Consider the following 24,405-nt stretch of genomic DNA (forward strand, 5'->3'; position numbering starts at 1 on the left):
TCATCTTCCTTCTACTTGGTTTATAAAGTCTTTGAATAAATCGTCCATACTGCTTTCATGCCATAACATTTCGGGATGCCATTGAATACCGACCATATAAGGATACGTTGTAGATTCGAATGCTTCAATGACGCCGTCATTAGATTGCCCCATTACCACAAAACCTTCTGCAAGTTTATTAATTACTTGGTGATGGAAAGAATTGACACAAAATCTGCCGGATGGGAACAGTTCTGCCAGTCTGGTTTTAGGAAAGACTCTGATTTCATGTGTCTTTTCGGTTGGGTTCTTCGGCTGCCAGTGTCTGCTAGTTTGGATTGGGCGATAACTTGTATCTTGGTAGAGCGATCCGCCATGAAACACATTTAATACTTGTGCACCACGACAAATACCTAAAATCGGAATATAACGTTCTTTAGCCTTCTCAATAAGCTTAAAGTCGAACTCATCCCTCATCAGCAGTGTTTCACCTAACTTATCTTGCGGGTCTTCGTCATACAGCTGCGGTGATACATCTTGTCCCCCGCTGAGTAATAAACCGTCAATCAGCTTAATTTGTGCTTCTATCACAGCTTCGTCATTAGTGACAGGTAAGACGACCGGCACTGCGCCGTGTTTAACGATAGTGCGAATGTAATCTTGATTGACATAACAGCGCTTATAGCCTGGGAACATGCCGTCTTGGTCTACGAGAATATTTGCGGAAATACCTATTGTTTTAATCATGATGTCTTCCTCCGGTTGTTGAATAACCTTAATTATAGTAACTTACTCGGAATTGTCAATATAATAATTTAACTATTCTGAAATTAATTGTGACAAATGAAAAGAGGCAACCTCTGAAAGATCACCTCTTCGCTTTAAATAATTTTTTGCAGTTTGGTCAATGCGTCTCGTATTTCAATCAATTCTTCATAACTGAATTGTTCCGCGCATTTTCTTGTAAACGCTTGAACATATTCGTCAATACTTTGCTGATATGCCAAACCATTTTTCCCTAGTCCAATCAGTGAGACACGTTTATCCTTTTCATCTTTGTAAAGATAAATATAATCTTTGATTTTTAACTTTTGAAGTTGTTGACTGATAGCACTTTTAGAAACGCCTAAACGTTGTGCTAACTCACTAGGCTTCATATCAGGACGTTCAGATAAAATAGTCATAATCACATGTTGCTGATTGTTTAGATTAAATTTTGCAGCATCTCTTTCTTGTTGTACATATTCTATAGCAATGGCTTCATTTATTTTAGTTATTTCTTGGGCTATACTTTCGATATGCGAGATGTTTTTTTGTGTCATATAAACGACTTCCTTTAGCTTCTGTATTCAAATCAACGACTTTATCTTCATTATATTTGTCTTCTTCTGTTTTCTCAATGTTCACTTGTGTTCCTGTACTCTCTACTGCTTTTTTCTTTTTAAACCAATTTTTCGGATTCAATTTACTTTTATATCTTTTAACGACTTCTTTGCCTAACAATACAATTGCAACAACATTAACAACCTCTGCAATGATAAGAATTGCGGCAATCAATATACCTTTCAATTTTAGATCAATAGGTAAGAATCCTGTTATTGCAGCAATACCGTACATAGCGAGACCAGCGACTAAGAGAATAAGACCGAATTTGAATTTTCCTGATTTACTTTTATTATTTGCTTGATTTGTTTTCATCTATTTTCGACTTCCTTTTTTCAATTTAGTTTAGTTAACTTAACTAAACTATAATAGGCGATAGTCTCTTTGTAAAGTCTAAAGTTGATTTTTTTATCTTTTCATTAAAAAATGCGTATCACTCCTTTAAAAAGGCGATACGCATGCACTTTATGAAAATAACACTTTCATGATTCTTACAAATGATTCCCATAATTCTTGAGGTGTGCCTGTCATGTTTGGTCCTCCTTATGTGTTTTTTTATGCTGTTTATCTCGTTACAGCTTCGTTTTGAACGAGTTCATCTGCGATATCCAACCAATAAGCACGCAGCGTTTCTGGTGTAATTTGCGATTCCAGTGCATCTGAGCCTACGAAGTCACCGTGGTCCCAATCATGTTGCAGCGCGTTGACTTGCCACACGCCTTTTTGAGGCTGATCTGTCATAGGTGTCGCATTTTGGTTAAATGGATGCTGCGCTGAAATAACTGAAACCAGTCCATCATTTTCACGCCATTCTTTGTCATCAACTTTACCGATGACATTCCCAGTCAATACTTTAGAAGTTGCCATATGAATATCAGAACGTTGTCTGTCTAAGATACCTGGGCGTGTCGATTCTCCTGAGTAAGATTTATAAACAATATTTGGGTTAAGTGTCGTATTTTCATTCAGCTTTTGTGCCCCTTCACGTGTGAGGTCATATAAAGCATTATCTGTTGTTGTCCAAATTTTACTTTTCGCTCTGACACGGTCTACATAGTCTGTATACGATTCATTCTCTCCTTGTTTCATCCCCCATTGAGACAACCCGTAGTCTACTTGCGAATATTTATTGCCTTGCAATTTCGCATTATCATATAGAATTTGGCGAATCAGTGCTTCGTTGCCTAAAAGGTTTGCCGCATGTGTACCGTTATGCGGTGAAGCTACTGTATAAATTGAGCTCACCATGTTACCTTTTCCGCCTTCGAATAACGGTGAAATCGTACCGCCATGCTGCTGGTGATAATCGATTTCTTCTTGGTTGCCGTTTCGTAAGAACTCTTCCATTTGGCGAATTGTTTGACCGCCCATACTATGACCGACTAAATGTACTTTTTGACCAGGCTGCCATTGCGGATAAACCCCTTCATAAGTCTTTCCGTAACGTTCATGTCCGTATTTCTGAGAATGTGCAGCACCATAGTCGACTCTGCCGCCTTTAATATAGTAATAAAGTTCAACTGCACGATCATAGTTGCTGCTGTAGGCACCAACATTAGCTTCATGTACGTTGTAGCCATTATCGCGCAAATCCTGTTGAATATCTGTACGGTTGCCGCCCCAGTAGTTGCCGCTGGAAGGTGCCGCATTATCACCCACTAAACCATTAAAGCCATGTACTAAAATAATCGGATCTTGATTCTTGTATTGTACTTGTCCTGAATTTTGGGCTGTTGCTGCTTGGTCGGGTGCCTTAACTTGCTGCTGAGGCTGGGCATTTGTTGTTGATTTAGGTTTTGGCTGTTGTTGTGCAACAGGTGCTGTTTCTGGCGCAACAACTGTTTTTTCTTGTGTAGGTTGTGTTGTTGTATTATTTTTTGGAACTTTTGCTGTTTGTTGTGATTCAGTCGGTGCTTGCGTTTGAACCGCTTCTTCAGTATCCGCTTCTGTTTCTTTAGTATTTTGTACTGGAGGTTCAGTTTCTGTTTGCGGTGCAACTTGTGCTTGTTCCTCGTTTTGAGTTGGTGATTGTGCAGGCGAAAGCTCAGTTTCTTTTGATGGTGTTGTTTCTGATTGAGGTGTATCAGTTGTTGGCGCTTGTGTTGTTTGCGGTTGTTCTTTATCTGTTTGTCCACTATTGATTGAGGATGCATTCTGTGGTTGATTGTTATTTTCTGTTTGAGTATGTACTGCACTTTGTGAAGGTTGTACAGCTTCTGAACGACTTGTTTGCTCAGTTCTTTCCCCTGATGAATCTGGTTGTGCTATAGATTGTGTCGTAGCTCGTGCTGCAGATGAATCAGATGGTACAGGTGCATTTCCAGATGCATGCGCCGCATGATGATCCGCAAAAAATAAGGATGCAGCGATAATAGATGATGTACCGATGGTTAAATTACTTATACGATATGGATGTTGTTTCATCTTCAATTCAGCCTCTCTGTCTATAGTTAGGTCTGCTTTTCAGCATGATACTTTGATTGTAGATATTTGATATTAATAGAATATTAAATTGGATTAAGATAATTGTTAATAAAATTAATCAGATGATGCTGACACGGGGTAATGATCCGAATAATCATTATACACGTATGTTTTCCCCCAAGACTTAACCGTCCATTTCGGAGATTTTTCTTGATGTACTTTTTGATTCCAAGTGTCAGGTTGAGCATGATTTTTTTCAGGCAAGATATAATCCAAATGTTGCGGCGTTAGTTTCGGATAATTATAATTTGCAATACCATTCGTACTTGTATCCCAAGAATACTGTGCACCTTGATAACTTGTAGGTTGCGCTGCATTTAAGTTTTGGAACATTGCTTGATATTCTTCTGTCCCTTTAATCACATTTAAATCTCCGCCAATAAAGACCGCTTCATTTTCAGGAATTTGTTTTTCTTTAATAAACTGCTGAATCTCTTTCATTTGATTCGCTCTGACTTCTTTATCTTTTCCTTTAGAACATGTACTATCTTCTGCTTGAAGATGTGTTCCTATAATATGATATGGATGTCCGTTTTTATTAATTTTAATATAGGCAAAACCTTTATTAGCTAATGCATCGGCACCGCATCCTTTTGTAGTATAGATATGTTGTTCTTGTCGTTCAATCGGCCATTTGCTGACAAGCCCCACACCTCCGCTCGTAAATCGTGCTGATACATAATTCCCTGAAGTCTGATGCCATGCTTCGCTTTGGTCTTTACCTACTGTTGGTGTTTGGTACGGGTACTGTCCTTTTAATTGATTTCTAAGTTCTTGTGATGCGGTTTCGTCAAAGAGTTCATTCAAGATAACAACATCTTGATTTTGCATATAATCTGCTTTGGGTATTAACTGTGCTCTTTGAACTTGTCCCCAATTAGGATAAAGTGCACGCGGCATAAAATAAACGTTGTGTGTCGTCAACTTTAAGTCATTAGGATATGTATGATTTTGTGCTTGCATGTAATTGCCATAACCCAACATCACACCGATTGTAAGTATTACTATTGAGATAATCTTTTTCTTCATTTCTATTTCTCCTCTTTCATAGACTATAAAATCTACCAAAGTGTACTATATGCATATGCAGCGTGTGTCAAAACTCAAATAATATTAATACATATTTATAAAACTTATAATTGTTTTTACATTGTTAATATACGTTTTTCATTTTGACAGTGCTATAATCAAATACAAATCACACCAAGAGGAGACAGCTATGAAGAAAATAAATAAAGTTCGAACGAAACGTAATTATAACGCCTTGTATTATCGGTCTAGCGGTATGGGAAATGGATGCTGGTTTGTTATTTCTATCTTTTTATTAATATTTTTAATTCCAATGCTGATCGGCGGAGATACCTTTGTTAATATCCTTGATCATATTTTTAAAAATGTGTGGACAGGTATTTTGTTTTTCATACTTCCTGTTTTGATTCCCCTCATTCTGATACTTGCTTACTACCTCTTTAAATCAATCGTTACAAGCCAGATCAGTCCTTGGCTTAAATGTTGTGCTTGTTTTGCGATATTTGCGGTACTCACACTGCTTACAGTTGCTATTTGCCTCATATATGGATAAGCAGAAATAAATAACGTCCTTAAACAGATGTACTGTATCTGTCTAAGGACGTTCAATTTTATTATTTCCTTTTTTTACTTAATATCTTTTGCGAATGGAATTGAAATCTGTGCACCTGATTTTTGAACTGTGTAAGAAGCTGCTTTATTCGCAAAATCAATAGCTTTTTCTAGGTTCATTTGTTTCATATCAAATGCACTGACAAAGGCACCGATGAATGTATCGCCTGCAGCAGTTGTATCTACTACATCTACTTTATAAGCTTTCACAAGACCAGAGTTGCCTTTTACTGCATAATACGTACCTTGTGCACCTATTGTAATCAAAACGACTTTAATGCCTAAGTTTAAGAAGTAGTCTGCGTTTTGTGCCATTGAGTTCTCATCTTTCACTGGAATACCTGATAGAATTTCAGCTTCAAATTCATTCGGAATAATCACATCGATGAGTTTTAACAGTGATTCTGGCAATTCGCTTGCAGGTGCAGGGTTTAAAATCGTTGTAACGTTGTGTTCACGTGCAATTTCAAAGGCGCGGATGATTGCTGGGACAGGGACTTCTAATTGTGCTACTACATAATCCGCTTCTTTAATTACCGCTTCAGCTTGTTTTACATCTTCAGGTGTAATATCCATGTTCGCACCGCCATAGACGTAAATTGTATTATTGCCGTCTTTATCAACTGTAATAAACGCTTGGCCTGTATCTGCTGTTTCTGATTCTGTAATATATTCAGTATTCATGCCTGCTTCTTTGAAACCATCAAACATAAAGTCTGCTAAGCCATCTTTGCCGACTTTTGAAATAAATGTGGTATCTGCATTCATACGTGCTGTCGCAATCGCTTGGTTAGCACCCTTGCCACCGCCGTATTTCTTTTGTCCTTCTTTGACATGAAGCGTTTCGCCTGGTTTGGCATAACGATCTACTGTTAAGAATTGATCCACATTCGTTGACCCTAAAATTACTACTTTATTCGTCATCGTGTTCACTCCTTATCTAAAAAGTCACATTAGATTCTAAAATAATATTTGAAAATGGTGTGATTTCACCTGTGCGGATATTGCCTTTATTTAAAGGATGACTCAGAGATGCTTTCATTTCTGAATGAGGAATAAATTCAATTTCCACATCTTCTTCAAGCAATCCTTTAATCGCTTTTAATTGTTTTGGATTATTAGTTTTGATTTCTTCAGCTAAATAGATTTTTTGAACTTTTAATTCGCTCAACACCGTTTCTAATACATCAATGAAACGCGGCAGTGCTTTCGTTACTGCTAAGTCGATTCTGCGTTCATCATTTGGTATCGGCATGCCGGCATCATTAATTGTAAGTAAATCATAATGTCCGATTGTTGCGATAGCTTGAGATACATGACTATTTAATACAGGGGTTTTCTTCATTTCTATTCCCTCCATGTTTATTTAATAAAGACTGTGACTGTAGCCGCAGCTAAAATCAGAACCAAACCAATGACTGTGATTGCCATTTCTTTTTTGGTTTTGCGTTGATTCAAGAAATAAATACCTGTCAATGTCGCAAGTACTACAGATGTTTGAGATAAAATAAAGCCTGTTGCTAAACCGTTCATATCCGGTTGGGCTGAAATTAAATAAGTTAAAGCCGCAAATGCGAAGAAGAAACCTGAAATAATTTGAAGCCAAGTAATTTTGTTTTTAAATGGATTGTCCTTTTTGATAAAGACTAAGCCATAAATGACTGCGACTAAAACCATACCCATGGCTTGCGGTAAAAAGGCTGCTTTACCACCGATGTCTGTCGCTTGCGGTGCAGCTGAATACAGCCAATAACCGATTTCACCAATCAGTAAAATGACAACTGCTTTTCTTAACTGCCCGCTGTTTTGTGCTTCTGGGTGTTCACTCCAAACTGTCATACGTGCACCGATTAAAATAACGATTAATGCGACAAACCCGATAATTTTATTTGTCACACCCGGCCAGTTGCCTAGGGCAAATACACCCCATAAAGATGCGCCTAAAAGCTGGAAAGCTGTTGTGACCGGCATAGCTCTGGATGATCCGATTAATTCAAATGCTTTAAACGTTAAAATCTGTCCAAAACACCAACCTGCCCCTGAAAGCAGTGCAAAAATTAAATTCATGCCGGTAGGGAAATGCTGGGCTGTAATACCCGCAAAGACTAATGCGAAAATCAACGTCCCTACTGTTGTACCGATGATTTGGTGAACCGGCTTACCTCCGAATTTAGAAGCTACTGTCGGGAATAAACCCCAACCAAGCAACGGTCCTAAACCAATAAGCAAAGCGACTATATTCATGATTAACACCTCTATTTTTTCTGAATGTCGTTTTAGTAAAACGTTTTACTTTAATCACATACTAGCACTTTTCTACTCATTTGTATACGTTTTCATATAGATTTAAGATTTTTGCCACAATAAAAAACGAGTGCACTTATAGTAAATAAGCGCCTCGTCTTTGATAAGAATTATTCATTTAAATAATTGGTTGTTTCTCTGATTACCAATTTATTCGGCAGTTCAACACGTTCTACGCCTTGTACTTTGTCCGTAACTTTCTTCACGATCAGTCTTAATGCAGTTTCGCCTATTAACGCAATCGGTTGTGCTACAGTCGTCAATGCAGGTGTCATGTATTGTGAAAAGCTGATATTGTCATAGCCTACTACTGAGATATCTTCAGGAACAGATTTACCGTGTTCTCTTAGACCACGCAAAATACCGATAGCCATTTCATCATTAATCGCAAAAACAGCTGTCACATTGCTTTTGATAATTTGTTCTGCAATTTGTTTACCGCCGGATGGAGATAATTTTGTTTCTATTTTAACCGGTATAGGAATATTGTGTGTTTTACAGTAATCTTCGAAACCTTTTACACGTGCTTGCATATTCGACATCATTTCATAAGGGTGAACGATAGCTATATGTTGATGGTTGAGTTGGATTAAATGCTCTGCGGCTAAAGCACCGCCAGTTTGTTCATCAGTTCGAATTATATCGGTATAGCCATTATCCTCGCTTTGATCCAGTACCACATAAGGTACATTATGCCGTTCTAAATAATTATTCATACTTTCAGGCTGGTCGATTAAACGTGCAATAACTAAACCATCCATTCCTCTTTCGACTAAATGCTTGATGTTATGTTCTAAATGATCGCCTGAAGTACTTAAGAAGAATAAATCTACATAATCCGGTTTATGTTGTTCCATACTTTGCATAATAGCCGAAAAGAAAGGATTCGTTAAACTAGGTACTAAGACACCAATCAATTTAATCGTATGACCTCTTAATTGTTGGGCATTTTTATTTGGTATGTAATTTAATTTATCTTTAGCCGTTAAGACTTTATCAATTGTCGCTTGAGAAAAGCGTTCTTGTTTATGATTTAAAATGTGCGAAACCGTTGTTAAGGATACACCTGCTTCTTTTGCGACATCTTTAATTGATACTTTCTTCATGAGTGCTTATTCCCCTTATGCTGACAGACTCGCTTACGCAAATGTGCCGCCTTTTTATCTCTTTCATCATATCATCTCTAATTAAGTTTGTAGAGTTGATGAAATAAAAACTGAGACCAGCAAATACAAACTGCTGTGTCTCAGTTTTCTTCGTTATGTTAAAACATCAACTAATATATGGATACCTTGATCAATTTCCTCTTTGCTTAAAGTTAAAGGCGGCAGCAAGCGAATAACGTTAGTGCCTGCAGTAAGTACAATCAATCCTTTTGATCTTGCGTTTTCTACTGCTTCGTTTAGAGGTTGTGTTATCTCTATACCTATCATATGTCCCAGTCCGCGTACTTCAATGACAGAGGCTTTATCTTTCAGTTTTTCTTGTAATTGTGTTTTCAGGTATTCGCCTTTTTTAAAGCTGTTTTCAAGAAAGTCAGGAGATTTCATCACATTTAATGTCGCAGAACTTGCGGCCATTGCTAATTTATTACCGCCGAAAGTCGAACCATGACTGCCGTAATCAAAAGCTGGTCCTAATTCAGCTTTGCCTAACATCGCCCCTACTGGTACACCATTGCCTAAACCTTTTGCGAGGGTATAGATATCAGGTTCGATATGATAATGCTCGAATGCGAACAGTTTACCTGTACGTCCTATTCCTGTTTGTACTTCATCAACAATTAGTAAGATATTCTTATCTTTGCAGAGCTGTACCAGGCCTTGAACAAAAGCTTGATCTGCAATAATAATCCCAGACTCGCCTTGAATCAGCTCCAGCATAATAGCAGCCGTATCTGTTGTAATCAGCTGTTTCACACTTTCTAAATCATTAAATACCGCATATTTAAAGTGCGGCACGCCATCTCCAAAGCCATGTTTGATTTTATCTTGCCCTGTCGCAGACATAGAACCAAACGTTCTGCCATGAAAAGATTGTTTAAAGGTTATGATTTCTTGTTTTCCTGTCGCTTTACGTGCAAGTTTGATAGCTGCTTCATTCGCTTCTGCCCCGCTATTACAAAAGAAAGCTAAATAATCTTTGTCATCCATCAGCTTCTCTGCCACTTCTTCTTGAAGTTGGTTCAAGTAGATGTTCGGTGTGTGCCATATCTGATCTGCTTGTTGTTGGAGTGCTGCTTCTACATAGGGGTGAAATCCTAAGTTCGTTACACCGATACCAGAAGAAAAATCTAAATAACGCTTACCTTCGGTATCGATTAATACATTGCCTTCTGCTTTCACGAATTCAATTTGTGCACGTTTATAATTTTGAAATAGTTTGCTCATGGTGTCACCTTCTGACTTAAATTCATCTTTATGTATTTAAATGTATAATTATTAATATCATACCTTTGTCTCTTTACTGCGTCAACTGATAAAAATCTATTACCTTATTAACTATTTAGTCATAAAAAAGCAGCACCCATCTTGAATGAGTACTGCCTTGTATATCATTTCTCCGTGTGTCGATACATTGGTTTTACTTTTTTAATACATCCGCATATTCAGGTGTTTTATCGAATACGCTTTTCGCAAACGGGCATAAAGGAACGATTTTCATATCATTCTCTCTTGCATAATTTACCGCTGCTTCTACAAGCGCGTAACCTACACGTTGCCCGCGCAGTGCTTCTGATACCTCAGTATGATCAATAATAAACATATCCGGACTAGTCGGTACGTATGTCATCAATGCTTGAAAGTCATTTTCGCTGTTGCCTACATAAAATCTATTCTTGCCATGTTTAACTTCTGTCATTTAGGTTGCCCCCTACTTTTTTAATTACTTTGATATTACGTGCAATTCACCCTAAAAGCAAGTAATTAAACCGTTTTATACAATTTATTATCATTCTCATTTATTATTGAGTGTAAATTAATTTTGTTTTTTGTATACCTGTGCTATATTGAAATTACGAATTTTCTTTCAATTTAGGAGTGATAACATGAGAAAAAATTATACGAGCGAAGCCATTGATGTCTCTTTTGAACCTGCACGTTGTATTCACGCAGCTGAATGTGTTAAGAACTTATCACAAGTATTCGATACGAAGAAACGCCCATGGATTGACCCTAGCAAAGCGAGCGCAGATGAAATTGCGCGTGTTGTAGAACTTTGCCCAAGCGGCGCATTAGAATATAACCGTAAAGACGGCAAACCTAACGAACACCATGATCATACTGAAATTTCTATCGGTGATGATAACCAAATCATTGTCAAAGGTGAATTCACACTGAATCATAATGGTGAAACATTACATTTAAATCGTGCGCTGTTAAAAGGCGGCACAAATGTGAGCGACAACCCGTTCTACACTTTAGACGGCAAATAAGCTGAACAAGTGCAGCACTTCTATTCTAGAATGATGGAAGTGCTTTTTATTTTGTAAATTTTTATTATATTTTATCTAAAGACAGTTGAGCCCTTTAGACTATTATAGTAAGGTTTTAGATATACACTAAAATGAAGGGAAGAACAACTTTGAAAAAAGGTATCGGGATTGTACTTTCGATTTTGATACTTTGGGCAATGACGATCTCACAAAGTGCACAAGCAATAGAAACGCCTGTTGAAATTGCCAAACACTATCATGAATCTATAGACAAAAAATACAACCCAAAGAGCGCTTATGTGACTACGCAGCAAGGACAAATTCTTTATGATTACAATGGACAACGTCAACTTGATCCTGCATCAACCGCAAAGTTAATGACGGTTTATTTAATTTTAGAAGATGTTCAAAATCAGAAGATTCACCTCGCAGATAAAGTCAAAATTACATCCGAGTATGAAGAAATGGCTCAATTACCGAATTTAACCACTTTCCCTGTTAAAAAGAACCAAGTTTATACGATTGATCAGCTGCTTAAACAAGTAATGTTAGAATCCAGCAACGCAGCATCGTTAATCTTGGCTGACCATATCGATGGCGATATTGAACACTTCACAAATCGGATGAATGAAAAAGCAAAAGCAATGGGAATGCATCAAACACATTATACGAACCCTAGCGGCGCAAATAATAAGCTGATGAAGCAATTTGCGCCGAAAAAATATAAACATGAAACAGCTTCTAAAAGCTCCGCACAAGACATTGCGGTATTAGCTCAACAACTCATTAAAGAACATCCGAAAGTTTTAGATTACTCTAAATTAGAAACGGATGAACAATACCATAAGAAGTTAACGAACACTAACTTATCTTTACCGCATGCCGCAGACGGCTTAAGCAGTGCAGAAGGTTTGAAAACCGGCACAAGCGAAAACGGCTATAATTTAGTATTGACCGCAAAACAAAACAATCTGCGTATCAACACTGTTATCCTCAATGTACTGCCTTATCCAAGCGAACATGCGAAACATGCGCGTCAAAAACTGGCGAATGACTTAACAAAAGATGCGATGAAGCATTATGAATATCGCAAAGTCCTCAGTAAAGGAACGCATGAAATCGATGGCAAGCAATATGACGTGAAACAAGACTTATATGATGTCGTACCTAAAGATAAAGACAGCTATCATTTAAGTGTGAAGGATGACAAAGTACAAGCAGATTATCCGCGTCAATTTCTAAAAGGTGCACATCCGCCAAATGTAACAGTTGAGCCTGTATCTCATACAGGTCTCATTCTGACTTGGATCTTTACGATTATCGGGGGTATTGTGCTGGGTTGTCTGATTTTATACATCTTATTCAAAAGACTGAAATGAACATAAAAAATGAGTGGCCCAGCAAATCAATGCTGTGCCACTCATTTTTATATTCGCGATGTTTATTTTGTTTTACGTGTAACATCTAATTCAGTTTCATATTCAGGTAAAGCTCTCTTGAAGAGATATTCGCCATTACGTACTGAAGCAAGGCAGTCTGAACGGCGTCTTTGTGCTTCAAATACTGTCGGCGCATCAACAACGATGAAGTTTGCTGGTTTGCCTTCATCTAGACCGTATTCATCTTCAATACGCATTAATTGCGCACCGTTGTAAGTGATAAGGTCAAAGTTGCGCGGGAAGTCTTGTTCGCGCATTAATTGTGTCGCATGCAGACCATTGTCTAAGATATTCATAAGGTTGCCTGAACCTGCCGGATACCATAAGTCCACAATTGAATCTTGTCCAAAAGCAACGTTGATATCATTATCTACAAATTCTTTCACGCGTGTTAAACCGCGGCGTTTAGGATACGTATCTTGACGTCCTTGCAAGAATAAGTTTTCTGTCGGGCATGATACAAAGTTTAAACCAGATTGACGGAATAAGCCCATCATTCTGAATGCATATGCATCATCTGCTGAACCGAATGAGCATGTATGTGAAGCAGTAGTGTATGGACCATAACCTTGTTTCATTGCTTCTGCGTTCAATTGTTCAAGGTAGCGTGCTTCTGCATCATCTGTTTCATCACAGTGAACGTCAATGAGTTTGTCATACTTAACCGCTAAACGGACAATTTCTTTTACTGATTCTGCTCCGTCTTCAGGACTCCACTCATTATGCGGAATACCTCCGACACAGTCTGCGCCAAGTTGCAGCGCTTCTTCTACTAAGTCGCGGCCTGTTTTGCCGTCTTCTTCGAATGAATACATACCGTTTTGCGGGAATGCGACTACTTGAATTGTAATATTGTCTTTTAATTCATCTCTGATTTCAATCGCAGCTTTAATGCCTGTTAAGTTCGGGTCTGTACAGTCCGTTTGTGCACGGATATACTGTGTACCGTAACTTGCGACATCATTGATAGCTTTACGCATACGTTCTTTCATTTCTTCTTTAGTTGTACCTTTTTTATAATCATTCCATAAATCAATCGCTTCAAATAACGTACCTGATTCATTTTTGATTTTAGGATCTTGTCCAGTAAAGTAGTAATCTAAATGCAAGTGTGAATCAACATAAGGCGGTAATACTAAACGTCCTTTCAAGTCAATCACTTCATCCGCTTCTCCTAAATCTTTACCGATTGCGGCGAACTTGCCATTCTCTACTAAAATTTCAGAAGCATCATCATGCTTGTAAATAGATGCGTTAATAAATTTTTTGCTCATATAATCCCTCCATCTCTCTCTTACCAACATAAACAAAAAATTATTCAATGTTCTTAATAACACACTTCAATTCTATCAACATATAAAGGATTAAAGAAACTTAACGCATTGAACAAACGCACATATTATGCACTCTAAAGCCTATAGACAAATAAAGAAGCAAGATAAGAAGCAAAAAGCCTGCTTCTTACCTCGCTTAACATTTGAGAGGCGCTTAATCTATGTGCGAACGTCCGATAAATTATTCAATTAAATAATATTGCGGGTTAAGATAAACATTTGTCAGCTGACCTTCATGTACATCAAATGCAATATAGCGTCCGGCTAAATTATAGAACATAGTGCCTGAGTCTTTTTGAGTTACAGTATCACCCGTCTTGAAGTGAGTAGGCGGACCGTATACCTCTTCAATTTGCGCTTTTGTGATGCTATGGCCTGGGAATTCTGCAGATACTACTTTACCTGAATCTTTCTTAATAAATAACATTTGGTCATAAACCATTGTAGAAGTTAAATTACCAGCAGGGGCTTGGCTGAAATCAATTTTGTGTCCATTGAACGTTACATTATCGTGTTCAATAGCTCTCTTAAAATTCGGATCCAAAATGAAGCTTGAGTCATTACTTGCATAACCCGTGTAGTTATAATAAGGTTGTTCACTTTCGGCATATGCTGCTTGAGAACCAACGTCAATCGGGGATGCTAGGCTTGCGCCAAGTACGGTTGTCAAAGTTACACCTGTCGCTATAATCACCTTTTTCATGATTAACACTCCTCGTATTTTGATAACCTCTCATCCTCAGATTACAGCAATATTACAAATGTTACAAATAATTTCATTAACCACTTATAAAGCAGTCTTTAGTGCATAAGCAACTATAACAACAGAACACATACTTTCAAAATTCAAATGAATTTTTGTAGTACAAAACCTCCTCGATGTCTCCATTAAAGGATCGAGGAGGTTTTGTTTTCCTTACTTCAATTCAACGACTATTATTAGCCTTATGATGATATATACTCCAATCATGGATGACTTACTATTAAACTCATGTCACCTTTAAAAGTAATATCTAAATCTTCTGAGGTAATGATAAAGTGTGTGCCTTTTTCTATATTGTTTGTTTCTCCGTCTATAATAACCTCTCCGCTTCCCTCAATCACAGAGACCAAGCAGTACTCGTAAGGTTTTTCAAATGTTAAATCACCTTCAATATCCCATTTCTCAACGGTGAAGAATGTGTTTGAAACAAATTGTGTATAGGCTTGTCCATTACGTGTTTCATGTTTAGGCGTTGTATTAGGATTAGTTTGTGTAACATCAATAACAGCTTTACTTTGTTCTAAGTGTAATTCTCGTGTATTGCCGTTTTTATCTTTACGATCATAATCATAGATACGATATGTGGTATCTGATGATTGTTGCGTTTCAAGTATCATAATACCTGCTCCTATAGCATGAACGGTACCTGCAGGGACATAGAAGAAATCTCCGGGTTTGACTTTGACCTTATGGAATAATTCATCAAATGCTTTATTATCAATCATGCGTTCCAGCTCTTCTTGGTTATCTGTATTCACACCGTATATGATTTCTGCATCTTCTTTGGCGTCTAAAATATACCAACATTCAGTCTTACCGTAACCTTCTCCATGTGCTTGTGCATAAGCATCATCAGGATGTACTTGTACAGATAATTTATCATTTGCATCTAATATTTTTGTCAGTAACGGGAATTTGTCTCTTTTGTCATTACCGAACAATGCTTTATCTTCTTCCCATACTTGTTCTAACGTTTTACCTTGGTGCGGACCATTTTCAATTTCATTTGATCCATGCGGCAATGCTGAAATTGCCCAACATTCACCTGTTAAATCATTTGGAATATCGTAATTAAATTGTGTTAAAGCCGAACCGCCCCAAATGCGTTCTTGAAATACTGGTTTTAAAAATAGTGCCATACGTTATCATCCTTTATATTGCTTTTAAAATGTCGTAGATTTCATCTTTCGTATCTGCATTAATCAATCTGTCTCGTGTTGCGTCGTCCATAAGTGTTTTAGAAAGTCTTTGTAATAACTTAAGATGTGTATCGTTACTGTTATTCGGTACGACGATTAAGAACACAATCTTAGGCAATGTGCCGTCTAGACTTTCCCAATCCACACCGTGTTTGTTTTGCAATACTGCGACTACAGGTTGTTTGACTGCATCTGATTTCGCGTGCGGAATTGCGACATTCATACCAATAGCTGTTGTAGATTCAGATTCACGTTTTAATACTGATGTTTTAACTGAATCAAAGTCTTCAACATAGTTTTGATTTTTCAGTTCTGTGATCAATCGATCAATCACATCATCTCGTTTCATTTCACTGTTTGTTAATTCGATTAAGCTTTTATGGAAAACACTGTTTTCCTTTGTTTCTTGTGTAGTTGTGTCTCCGTGTACCGGCTCTGTTTGTGTGTGAGCCTCTTGATTATCAGAAAGTTCTGTTGTTGCACCTGCTCCATCAAGTACAGCCGTCGGTGCATTTTTTTTGAACAATAATACAGTTGCTGTGGTGATTAAACTACCGATAATGACAGCAATGAAGAACCATAATACGTGCTCAATGCCTCCTAACACTGCAACAATAGGACCACCGTGTGCAACTCTGTCTCCTACGCCGCCTAAAGCTGCGATAGCTGCAGCGACCATAGCGCCGATCATGTTGGCAGGGATGATACGAAGCGGGTCTTGTGCTGCGAATGGAATAGCACCTTCTGTGATACCGAACAGACCCATCGTGAATGAGGCTTTACCCATTTCTTGTTCTGAGTTATTGAATTTACGTTTTTGAATAAATGTTGCTAAACCTAAACCGATTGGCGGTGTACATACTGCAACCGCAACCATACCCATCACTGCATAGTTGCCTTCAGCAATTAATGCTGAACCGAATAAGAAAGCAACTTTGTTGACGGGACCGCCCATATCAAAGGCAATCATTGCACCAATAATCAATGCCAGAAGGACAATATTGGCTCCTTGCATACCTTTCAACCAGCCTGTTAACGCTGTGAATACACCTGAAATCGGTGCACCTATAATAAATACAAAGATTAAACCGACCACTAATGAAGCTAAAATCGGGATAATGATAATCGGCATAATCGGTGCCATAGCTTTCGGCACTTTGACATTTTTAATCCATTTCGCTACATAACCTGCGATAAATCCGGCTACGATACCGCCTAAGAATCCTGCACCTGCTTCACTGCCGTAGAAACTTCCGTCAGCTGCAATAGCACCGCCGATCATACCTGGAACTAGCCCTGGTTTATCCGCAATACTATAGGCGATGTAACCTGCTAAGATAGGAACCATAAAGCTGAATGATAAGCCCCCGATTTTTTCTATAGATTTCCAGAATGAATCATCTGGAATAACTAAACCTTTTGCGGAAGGTTCTCCTCCAAGTGTTAAAGCAATTGCAATCAGCAAACCGCCGACAACGATAAATGGAACCATGAAAGATACACCGTTCATTAAGTGTTGATAGACCATTTGCACGCCGCTTTTCTTCTCTTCTTCTTCATAACTATCATCGTCTGAAGCACCTTCGTGATGATAAATACGTGCATCTTGATCAATAATACGTTGAATTAATTGTTTAGGATGATGTATCCCTTCTCTTACGTTTTCGTTAATCAAACGTTTTCCATTAAAACGCGATAAGTCTACTTGTCTGTCAGCTGCGATAATAATACCGTCTGCTTCTTTTATTTCTTTAGCTGTTAATACGTTTTCAGCGCCTACGCCGCCTTGTGTTTCAACTTTAATCTCTACACCCATTTCTTTGGCTGCTTGTTCTAATTTTTCTTGCGCCATATATGTGTGTGCAATACCGTTTGGACAAGACGTAATTGCTAATATTTTCATCCGAATCACACTCCTTACTTTGATTGTAAGCGGTAACAAAGAGGCATAAAAAAAGATAATTACCGTTACTACCGGCAATTATCCTTGAATCATTTGTATTAATTTGTTTTTGAATGGCTGGTCATCTAAATAAAGTAATTCATCCATTGTATTTTCTTCAAACTGTGCAATCGTTTGAATGATGCGTTTCGTCAGTTGAATATCATTTTTTGTAGTCGCTAAGAAGAAGACCATTTTGACTTGATGTTCTTTCCAGTAGAATCCTTTTTGGCTTTTGAATATCACTACATGCGACTTCAACACCTTTTCAGGATTCCCGTGCGGAATAGAAATTTGATTACCGATATATGTGGAAGACATTCTTTCACGTTCTAAAGCACTCTCGATATAGCCTTCTAACACTGCATGATTCTCACCTAGAATCATTTGCGCCCGTTCAAAAATTTCAGCCATATTGAACGGCGTATCGCCCTCAGCTTCAACTATGAAGTTCACACCCGCTATTTCATCTGCTTTCATTGCAGGTTTCAACTTCTTAGCAGTCAGTCTTTCCAACTGATGTTTATCATCTTCGCTGAGCAGCGGTGATACTTGAAGCAGTTCTGCATCCTTCGGCAAGTGTTTGATTTTGATATCATGCGTTGTGATTAACAAATCAATATCGGAGAAATCATATTGTTCAATTTCTTCTAATCTAATCGTATCTTTAACAACAATATGCTCGTTTAACTTTGATACTTTTGTCGCAAGCAGTTGAGATATACCAATACCGTAATAACAAGCAATGACGACATTTAAATGGTTTTGTTCATTACGGTCTATAGAAGATTGAAAATGAATCGTTAAAAATGCAATTTCGTCTTCTGAAAGCTCTATCCCGGCATCTTCTGACATCTGTTGGCCAATGTCGTAAAGTACGTTGAAAATAAAAGGATACAAAGTTTTGATTTCTTTCGTTAACGGATTATTTAAATAGACTTGTTTCATAATTCTTAAATACGTACGTCCAAAATGAGAATATAAGTTTTCTCTTAGTATTTTGTCTTGAGTAAAACAAACACCTATACGTTCTTCCATACGCTCTATCATTCGATTGATGTAGCTTTCAATAAACAGCTTTTGAACTCCTAAATCAAACTTATTGAAGTGATAACTGATGAAGAAAGAAAACAATTGAGTGGTTTGCTTATTAAGTGTGTAGCTGAGTTTATGGTTGATCTCTTCAATAATTTGCTGGGCAATGGTTAAAGCTTCTTGATTTAAACCGCCTAAATATTCATCATTTCCCCTTCGCTTTATAATCAAAATCAAATGAATCAGCAATTGTTCAATTTGGATATCTGATGTATTAATCTTAAACAGCTTCAAATTGTCTTTAATAATTTGTGCGATGGTTTGTACATGTGCATTAGGCAGTTCATTTAAAATCAAAGCTTCTACACGATGATTGTGTGTAGACAGCTGATTCAAATGCAAAATTGCATTGTTGAGGTCAGTCTGACTTCCGACTACTTCAATGCCTTTGCGCGGCTTTAATTTGATAGCTACATCAAACTTTTCGCACCACGCTTGAATGCGGCTGATATAATCTAGAACTTCCTTCTTTGAAAGGTGGTAGTCGCTTTCTAATTGATGTGTTGTTAATTGCGTTTCATTCATTAATAGCTGATAACCTAATGTCACAAGAATTTTATGATCTCTATCTGTATACGCTTTGAGTTTTGTTTCAACTGTTTCAACGCTGTAAAGTTCAGTATTTAATTGGTAACCTCTCGATTTCACACTCACAATCAAGTCTTTCAGAAACACCGCATTCACATACTTTATATCATTACGTATCGTTCTGTTAGACGCATTTAAGAAGGCAGCAACATCATCAGATGTTAAAAAATGATTGGCATTATTCACAAACAGCTGAATTAAATTAATTTGTCTTTCAATCATTCTAACCGCCTCCTCATGTTATTACTTTTAGTGTAAGCCATTTCATAAGAAATACCTAATACTTAGATAAAGTACAATATTTCACATAAAATTCATAATTCTCCAAAATAATTATAGGTTATTATATTTCTAACAACCTAATCATGTTATTATACTCTTATTCAAAAGGAGGAGATTACATGCACCAAGCACGTAACAAAAGCACTTTGCAATTTATTTATACAGCAGTCATTGCTGGATTATTATCAGGGATTGTTAAATTAGGATGGGAAGTCATGTTTCCGCCGCGTACACCAGAGCGTAATGCGACCAACCCGCCTCAACAACTGCTTCAACAATTAGGTTTCTCACCTGATTTCACACATCAAACTTACCAATTTTCAGAACAGATGCTGCCTTGGGTCAGCTTTATCGTACATTATAGCTTTTCTATCGTTATTGCTTTAATCTATATCTACTTAGCGAAAAAATACAGTTGGATTTATGCAGGGTATGGTGCTGTCTTCGGTATCATCGTTTGGATTGGTTTCCACCTTGTACTTATGCCTTTAATTCAAACCGTTCCTGCACCTTGGGATCAACCGTTCCATGAACATCTATCAGAATTATTCGGTCATATCGTTTGGATGATGACAATCGAATTAGTCAGACGCTATGCCATTTATAAAGATAAAGCGTTAAAAGCTTAATATGTATCAAAACAGACTGCGTATCTTATTATCCCTTGAGATACGCAGTCTGTTTTACTTTATATTTACTTCACACGTTGCCACACGAGTTTTTGATTACGGTTGTTACCATTCACGATAGTTAGGATGTCATCCTCAAGTGAGAATTCACGCGGTTGTGTATCACCTAACCATGTAGGATTCATACTTACTAACATAGTATGATAAATGGTTGAATGTGCTTCGTCTATTTCAAAGTTGCCCGCATAAGCAAGATAGCCTTCAGCTGCTGTTGCCATTTCTTCTGTTGTACCTTTATGAAGGTCGCCTGAAGCATACGCAGGTCTGCCTTGTTTCATTAATTGCGCTGACATATAGCCATCAGGGTTATACATAATAAATCCTGTCGCATCTTCGCCAAATGGGTAATAGATACTTCCATCTTCAGCAACATCTTGGTATTTCACTAATTTCCATGTTCCTATGAGTTGTTCCATAAGTTGTGACATCAATACATTTCTCCTTTTATAAACTCAATTATGCGTTCATACCGCCTGATACACTGATTGTTTCTCCAGTGATGGCAGAAGCTTTATCAGAAGCTAAAAAGACAACTGTGTCCGCAATTTCTTCTGGTTCTAATAAACGGTTCATAGGCATTTTGCCTGTAATGTGTTTTTCCATAGCTTCTTGTTCAGTAGATTGGTCTTGTTCAGCTAGTTTTGCTAATTGATTTTCGATAAGTGCAGTGCGGACAGGTCCCGGTAAGACTGCATTGACTGTAATACCGTCATCAACTGTTTCCAATGCGACAGATTTTGTAAAGCCGATTTGAGCAAATTTTGAAGCGACATAAGCTGATTTGTATGGATCTGCATTTTCACCATGTGCAGATGAAATAACAATGATACGCCCTTGTTTTTGTTGTTTCATAAACGGCAATACATGTTTTGTCATTAAGAATGTGCCTGTTTGAATGACACCCAGTACTTTATTCCATTGTTCTAACGGGAAGTCCTCTGTTGCGGAAATATATTGAATACCTGCATTATTAACAAGCACATCAATAGAGCCGTAATTAGCATTAATATCTTTAACTGCATTTTCGACATGTGTTTCATTCGTTACATCTACTGTATAAGCGTGACCTTCTTTTAAGCTGTCTGCCGCTTCTTTTGCTTTTTCCTGACTCATATCTAAAATAAAGACACGGTAACCTTCACTATCAAAAGCTTTAGCAATAGCGTAACCGATACCTTGTGCTGCCCCTGTAATAATTACATTTTTCTTCATAAATCCATGCTCCTTATTTTTATATTTATCTGAAAGTTAATACGTTATTTGGTCTTCGTTACATCTCTATTCTCTCTTGTGTATGCTGAATTGTACAATACGCTTTTAACTATCAAATCTATAACAATTTAGTTATAGTAGACATCAATCATTGGTTAGGAAGTGGTCGTATGTATAAAGAAAATGCAAAACAATATTTAGAAGCGATTGCTGCTTATGGCAGTATTTCTCATGCCGCAAAACAACTCTTCATTTCACAGCCCTATTTAAGCAAGTTTGTTAAAGATATTGAAGAAGAAGCAGGCGTGCAGCTGATCGACCGCACAAATACACCTATTACTTTAACTTATGCTGGTGAACGCTATCTCTCTTATCTTGAACAAATGGAACAGCTTTTCCATCAAATGGAGAGTGAACTCCAAGAGATTTCAAACCTGAAGAGAGGACGCCTTAAAATCGGTGTCAATCCGATACTTGCATCCCATAATTTATATACTATCTTGCCGAAATTCATCAAAATGAATCCGGGTATCGACGTTAAGCTGATTGAAGACAATGCAAAACAAATCGAAAAACTATTAGAACAGCATGAAATTGATTTGAGCCTTACAATTCTTCCCATTGATAACGAAAATATCGACTATGAAGTACTGTATAAGGAACCTATTTACCTATTGATTCCAAACGATTATATGTTCACCAAAAATATTAAAACACCAGATTATCAATTTTCATTTTCTTACAGCGATTTAAATCGTCAAAAGTTTATCGTGTTGAAATCTGATATGACATTAAGAAAAGTCATGAATCATTTCTTTAATACTTACAACATTGAGCCGCATATCGTTATGGAAACTATGAGTATCGACAACGCATTAAAACTTGCAAGTGAAGGTTTAGGTATTACTCTTGTACCTGAAAGTGTTAAAAACAATAATATTCATAAAAGTGCCTATTACTTCAAGCTCGATATTCAAGAATACAATAATACAGTTGCTATTGCTTATCCTAAAAACAGAAAGCTCACTAAAGCTTCAAGACGTTTTATTGACACAGCAATTCAATCCTTTAAGACAAATTTCGACTCCGAATCAACCTGATTATGTAAACCTTTTCATTAGAACTCGCTAAGTTAGAAGTTTACACTTATAGTGAGAACATAATACAGAAAGGAAGTTCTATATGGGAAGACTTACAGACAAAGTTGTGATTATTACAGGCGGCGCTCAAGGTATGGGAGAAGTACATGCTAAGAAAGCAGTAGCAGAAGGTGCTAAAGTTGTGATTACTGATATTAATGAGGAAAAAGGACAGAAAACATCAGAAGCTTTAGGGGCACAAGCCCTGTTTATCAAACATGATGTCACAAAACAAGAAGACTGGGAACGTGTTGTTGATCAAGTATTAAAACAGTGGGATAAAATCGATGTTTTAGTGAATAACGCAGGTATTACTTATAATAAATCTATTGAAGAACTCTCATTAGAAGACTATATGAAAATTGTGAACATCAACCAAGTTTCAGTATTTTTGGGTATTAAAGCCGTGTCACGCATTATGAAGCAGCAAGAAAATGGTTCTATTATTAATATTTCTTCTATGAACGGACTGGTCGGCGGTGCAATCGGCTATACGGACACTAAATTTGCGGTCAGAGGTATGACAAAAGCTGCCGCAAGTGCTTTGTCACCATTTAATATTCGAGTTAATTCCGTTCACCCTGGTGTCATTCAAACACCAATGTTAGAACAAGAAGATGTAAAAGAAGCTGTACAGCGTTTTGAGAAATCTATTCCTATGCGCCGTATTGCACAACCTGAAGAAGTTTCTAACCTTGTTTGTTTCTTAGCTTCTGACGAAGCCTCTTACTCTACAGGTTCAGAGTTTGTGATTGATGGCGGTATCACAGCGTTGTAAATGCATAACATAGCACAAGTACTTATATTCATGAAAAAACCAGGCAGCCTACCTGCTCTTTGAGCTTGGTAAGCTGCCTTTTATTAATATAATAGAATTTCATCTGATTAAATTTGAACTTCATGCTGTGTAGATTCTTCTGGCAATGTTTGGTTACTGCCGCCGCTGCCATAGTTATTCGGTGCTTGATCTCCAGGCAGTACCAATAAGTAGATAATATAGATGGAAATCGCAATTGCCGCAATAAAGCCTAGCACACCTAAAATGAATAATATGCTTAATGCTGCGCCGCTGCTGTCGTTGGCTGCTAAAATCGCGCCGAAGAAGAATATAAACATTGCAACCATCACAATAATACCGCTGACATATGAAATAATCGCAAACAACATAGAACGGTTGGTATCATGCAAGCGTCTTACCATTACTGTAAATGATGGAATCATAATCGCAAGACCGAAGATAGAACTTAATATTCCGCCTGAAAGTGCCCCTAAGATCGTTGAAATGACCATATTGATCCAAAACGGATGCCAATAGTCTGGACGATGAGAACGTCCTTTTACATCGACAAAACGTGTCCAAAATTCTTTATAACTTTTAATAATTTGATTTTCAGATTGGTTCATAACGCGCTCCTCTCCCATTACTTTAGTAACATTATACACAGATAGCGTTAAGCAACTCAAATTAAATTTTAGTAAATTATTTGTTAATTCTC

25 protein-coding genes are annotated in these 24,405 nt (G+C 37.4%); 6 read left to right on the plus strand and 19 right to left on the minus strand.

Features of this window, described 5'->3' with window-relative positions:
- From C7N65_RS08255 to sph, 5 genes are all read right to left on the minus strand, one after another.
- Complete coding sequence (locus tag C7N65_RS08255; RefSeq protein WP_234019064.1) at positions 1-726, minus strand: gamma-glutamyl-gamma-aminobutyrate hydrolase family protein; 726 nt, start codon at positions 724-726, stop codon at positions 1-3.
- A 134-nt stretch (positions 727-860) separates the two neighbouring features.
- Positions 861-1,301 carry a MarR family winged helix-turn-helix transcriptional regulator gene (locus tag C7N65_RS08260; protein WP_105994004.1) on the minus strand — a complete coding sequence of 147 codons (441 nt, stop codon included), beginning with the start codon at positions 1,299-1,301 and terminating at the stop codon, positions 861-863.
- Positions 1,249-1,677, minus strand: coding sequence for a transporter suffix domain-containing protein (locus C7N65_RS08265; protein ID WP_105994005.1), 429 nt, complete (start codon positions 1,675-1,677; stop codon positions 1,249-1,251). The genes C7N65_RS08260 and C7N65_RS08265 overlap by 53 nt, the downstream gene beginning before the upstream one ends.
- Positions 1,678-1,926: 249 nt before the next feature.
- A complete protein-coding gene (lip, locus tag C7N65_RS08270) occupies positions 1,927-3,786 on the minus strand; it encodes a YSIRK-targeted triacylglycerol lipase (RefSeq protein ID WP_105994006.1) in 1,860 nt (619 codons plus the stop codon).
- Between the two features lie 114 nt (positions 3,787-3,900).
- Positions 3,901-4,830 carry a sphingomyelin phosphodiesterase gene (gene sph / locus C7N65_RS08275; protein ID WP_234019071.1) on the minus strand — a complete coding sequence of 310 codons (930 nt, stop codon included), beginning with the start codon at positions 4,828-4,830 and terminating at the stop codon, positions 3,901-3,903.
- Between the two features lie 235 nt (positions 4,831-5,065).
- Here sph and C7N65_RS08280 point away from each other — a divergent pair, with 235 nt between their 5' ends.
- Complete coding sequence (locus tag C7N65_RS08280; RefSeq protein ID WP_105994008.1) at positions 5,066-5,428, plus strand: hypothetical protein; 363 nt, start codon at positions 5,066-5,068, stop codon at positions 5,426-5,428.
- Between the two features lie 74 nt (positions 5,429-5,502).
- On the opposite strand, the gene rbsK is transcribed toward C7N65_RS08280, so the two are convergent.
- From rbsK to C7N65_RS08310, 6 genes are all read right to left on the minus strand, one after another.
- A complete protein-coding gene (gene rbsK, locus C7N65_RS08285) occupies positions 5,503-6,411 on the minus strand; it encodes a ribokinase (protein ID WP_105994009.1) in 909 nt (302 codons plus the stop codon).
- Between the two features lie 16 nt (positions 6,412-6,427).
- Positions 6,428-6,832 (minus strand): D-ribose pyranase, encoded by a 405-nt coding sequence (gene rbsD, locus C7N65_RS08290; protein ID WP_105994010.1) that lies wholly within the window; start codon positions 6,830-6,832, stop codon positions 6,428-6,430.
- Between the two features lie 17 nt (positions 6,833-6,849).
- Positions 6,850-7,731: a ribose/proton symporter RbsU gene (rbsU, locus tag C7N65_RS08295; RefSeq protein WP_105994011.1), complete on the minus strand. Its 882-nt coding sequence runs from the start codon at positions 7,729-7,731 to the stop codon at positions 6,850-6,852.
- Between the two features lie 170 nt (positions 7,732-7,901).
- Positions 7,902-8,897: a ribose utilization transcriptional repressor RbsR gene (gene rbsR, locus C7N65_RS08300; RefSeq protein ID WP_105994012.1), complete on the minus strand. Its 996-nt coding sequence runs from the start codon at positions 8,895-8,897 to the stop codon at positions 7,902-7,904.
- A 153-nt stretch (positions 8,898-9,050) separates the two neighbouring features.
- Positions 9,051-10,181 (minus strand): acetylornithine transaminase, encoded by a 1,131-nt coding sequence (locus C7N65_RS08305; RefSeq protein WP_105994013.1) that lies wholly within the window; start codon positions 10,179-10,181, stop codon positions 9,051-9,053.
- A 193-nt stretch (positions 10,182-10,374) separates the two neighbouring features.
- Positions 10,375-10,653, minus strand: coding sequence for a GNAT family N-acetyltransferase (locus C7N65_RS08310; protein WP_105994014.1), 279 nt, complete (start codon positions 10,651-10,653; stop codon positions 10,375-10,377).
- Positions 10,654-10,840: 187 nt separating this feature from the next.
- Between C7N65_RS08310 and C7N65_RS08315 the strand changes: the two genes are divergently transcribed.
- Both C7N65_RS08315 and pbp4 read left to right on the plus strand, forming a co-directional pair.
- Complete coding sequence (locus C7N65_RS08315) at positions 10,841-11,227, plus strand: (4Fe-4S)-binding protein (protein WP_105994015.1); 387 nt, start codon at positions 10,841-10,843, stop codon at positions 11,225-11,227.
- A 149-nt stretch (positions 11,228-11,376) separates the two neighbouring features.
- Complete coding sequence (gene pbp4 / locus C7N65_RS08320) at positions 11,377-12,606, plus strand: penicillin-binding protein PBP4 (RefSeq protein WP_234019065.1); 1,230 nt, start codon at positions 11,377-11,379, stop codon at positions 12,604-12,606.
- 62 nt (positions 12,607-12,668) lie between these two features.
- Here the strand turns inward: pbp4 and C7N65_RS08325 are convergent, their stop codons facing one another.
- The 5 genes from C7N65_RS08325 to C7N65_RS08345 all read right to left on the minus strand — a co-directional run bounded on the left by C7N65_RS08325 (position 12,669) and on the right by C7N65_RS08345 (position 19,809).
- On the minus strand, positions 12,669-13,940 hold the full coding sequence (locus tag C7N65_RS08325) for an amidohydrolase family protein (RefSeq protein WP_105994017.1): 1,272 nt from the start codon (positions 13,938-13,940) through the stop codon (positions 12,669-12,671).
- 241 nt (positions 13,941-14,181) lie between these two features.
- Entirely contained in the window at positions 14,182-14,703 is a 522-nt protein-coding gene (gene isaB, locus C7N65_RS08330; protein ID WP_105994018.1) for an immunodominant staphylococcal antigen IsaB family protein, read from the minus strand.
- A 263-nt stretch (positions 14,704-14,966) separates the two neighbouring features.
- Positions 14,967-15,902, minus strand: a complete 936-nt coding sequence (gene manA / locus C7N65_RS08335; protein ID WP_105994019.1) for a mannose-6-phosphate isomerase, class I — start codon at positions 15,900-15,902, stop codon at positions 14,967-14,969.
- A 13-nt stretch (positions 15,903-15,915) separates the two neighbouring features.
- A complete protein-coding gene (locus C7N65_RS08340; RefSeq protein ID WP_105994020.1) occupies positions 15,916-17,865 on the minus strand; it encodes a fructose-specific PTS transporter subunit EIIC in 1,950 nt (649 codons plus the stop codon).
- 78 nt (positions 17,866-17,943) lie between these two features.
- Positions 17,944-19,809: a BglG family transcription antiterminator gene (locus C7N65_RS08345; RefSeq protein ID WP_105994021.1), complete on the minus strand. Its 1,866-nt coding sequence runs from the start codon at positions 19,807-19,809 to the stop codon at positions 17,944-17,946.
- 179 nt (positions 19,810-19,988) lie between these two features.
- On the opposite strand from C7N65_RS08345, the gene C7N65_RS08350 reads away from it, so the two are divergent.
- Positions 19,989-20,498 (plus strand): YagU family protein, encoded by a 510-nt coding sequence (locus C7N65_RS08350; protein WP_105994022.1) that lies wholly within the window; start codon positions 19,989-19,991, stop codon positions 20,496-20,498.
- 65 nt (positions 20,499-20,563) lie between these two features.
- On the opposite strand, the gene C7N65_RS08355 is transcribed toward C7N65_RS08350, so the two are convergent.
- Both C7N65_RS08355 and C7N65_RS08360 read right to left on the minus strand, forming a co-directional pair.
- Positions 20,564-20,986 (minus strand): lipocalin-like domain-containing protein, encoded by a 423-nt coding sequence (locus tag C7N65_RS08355; protein ID WP_105994023.1) that lies wholly within the window; start codon positions 20,984-20,986, stop codon positions 20,564-20,566.
- A 28-nt stretch (positions 20,987-21,014) separates the two neighbouring features.
- Positions 21,015-21,770, minus strand: coding sequence for an SDR family NAD(P)-dependent oxidoreductase (locus tag C7N65_RS08360; RefSeq protein WP_105994024.1), 756 nt, complete (start codon positions 21,768-21,770; stop codon positions 21,015-21,017).
- Positions 21,771-21,940: 170 nt separating this feature from the next.
- On the opposite strand from C7N65_RS08360, the gene C7N65_RS08365 reads away from it, so the two are divergent.
- Together C7N65_RS08365 and C7N65_RS08370 are read left to right on the plus strand one after the other, a co-directional pair.
- Positions 21,941-22,870: a LysR family transcriptional regulator gene (locus C7N65_RS08365; protein ID WP_105994025.1), complete on the plus strand. Its 930-nt coding sequence runs from the start codon at positions 21,941-21,943 to the stop codon at positions 22,868-22,870.
- Between the two features lie 82 nt (positions 22,871-22,952).
- Positions 22,953-23,687, plus strand: a complete 735-nt coding sequence (locus C7N65_RS08370) for a glucose 1-dehydrogenase (RefSeq protein WP_105994026.1) — start codon at positions 22,953-22,955, stop codon at positions 23,685-23,687.
- Between the two features lie 107 nt (positions 23,688-23,794).
- On the opposite strand, the gene C7N65_RS08375 is transcribed toward C7N65_RS08370, so the two are convergent.
- The gene (locus C7N65_RS08375) at positions 23,795-24,313 is read right to left on the minus strand and encodes a DUF805 domain-containing protein (protein WP_105994027.1); all 519 of its coding nucleotides are present in this window, start codon (positions 24,311-24,313) and stop codon (positions 23,795-23,797) included.
- Positions 24,314-24,405: the final 92 nt, after the last annotated feature.

The organism is Staphylococcus simulans (assembly GCF_002994445.1).
In the GTDB taxonomy this organism is placed as follows: domain Bacteria; phylum Bacillota; class Bacilli; order Staphylococcales; family Staphylococcaceae; genus Staphylococcus; species Staphylococcus simulans_B.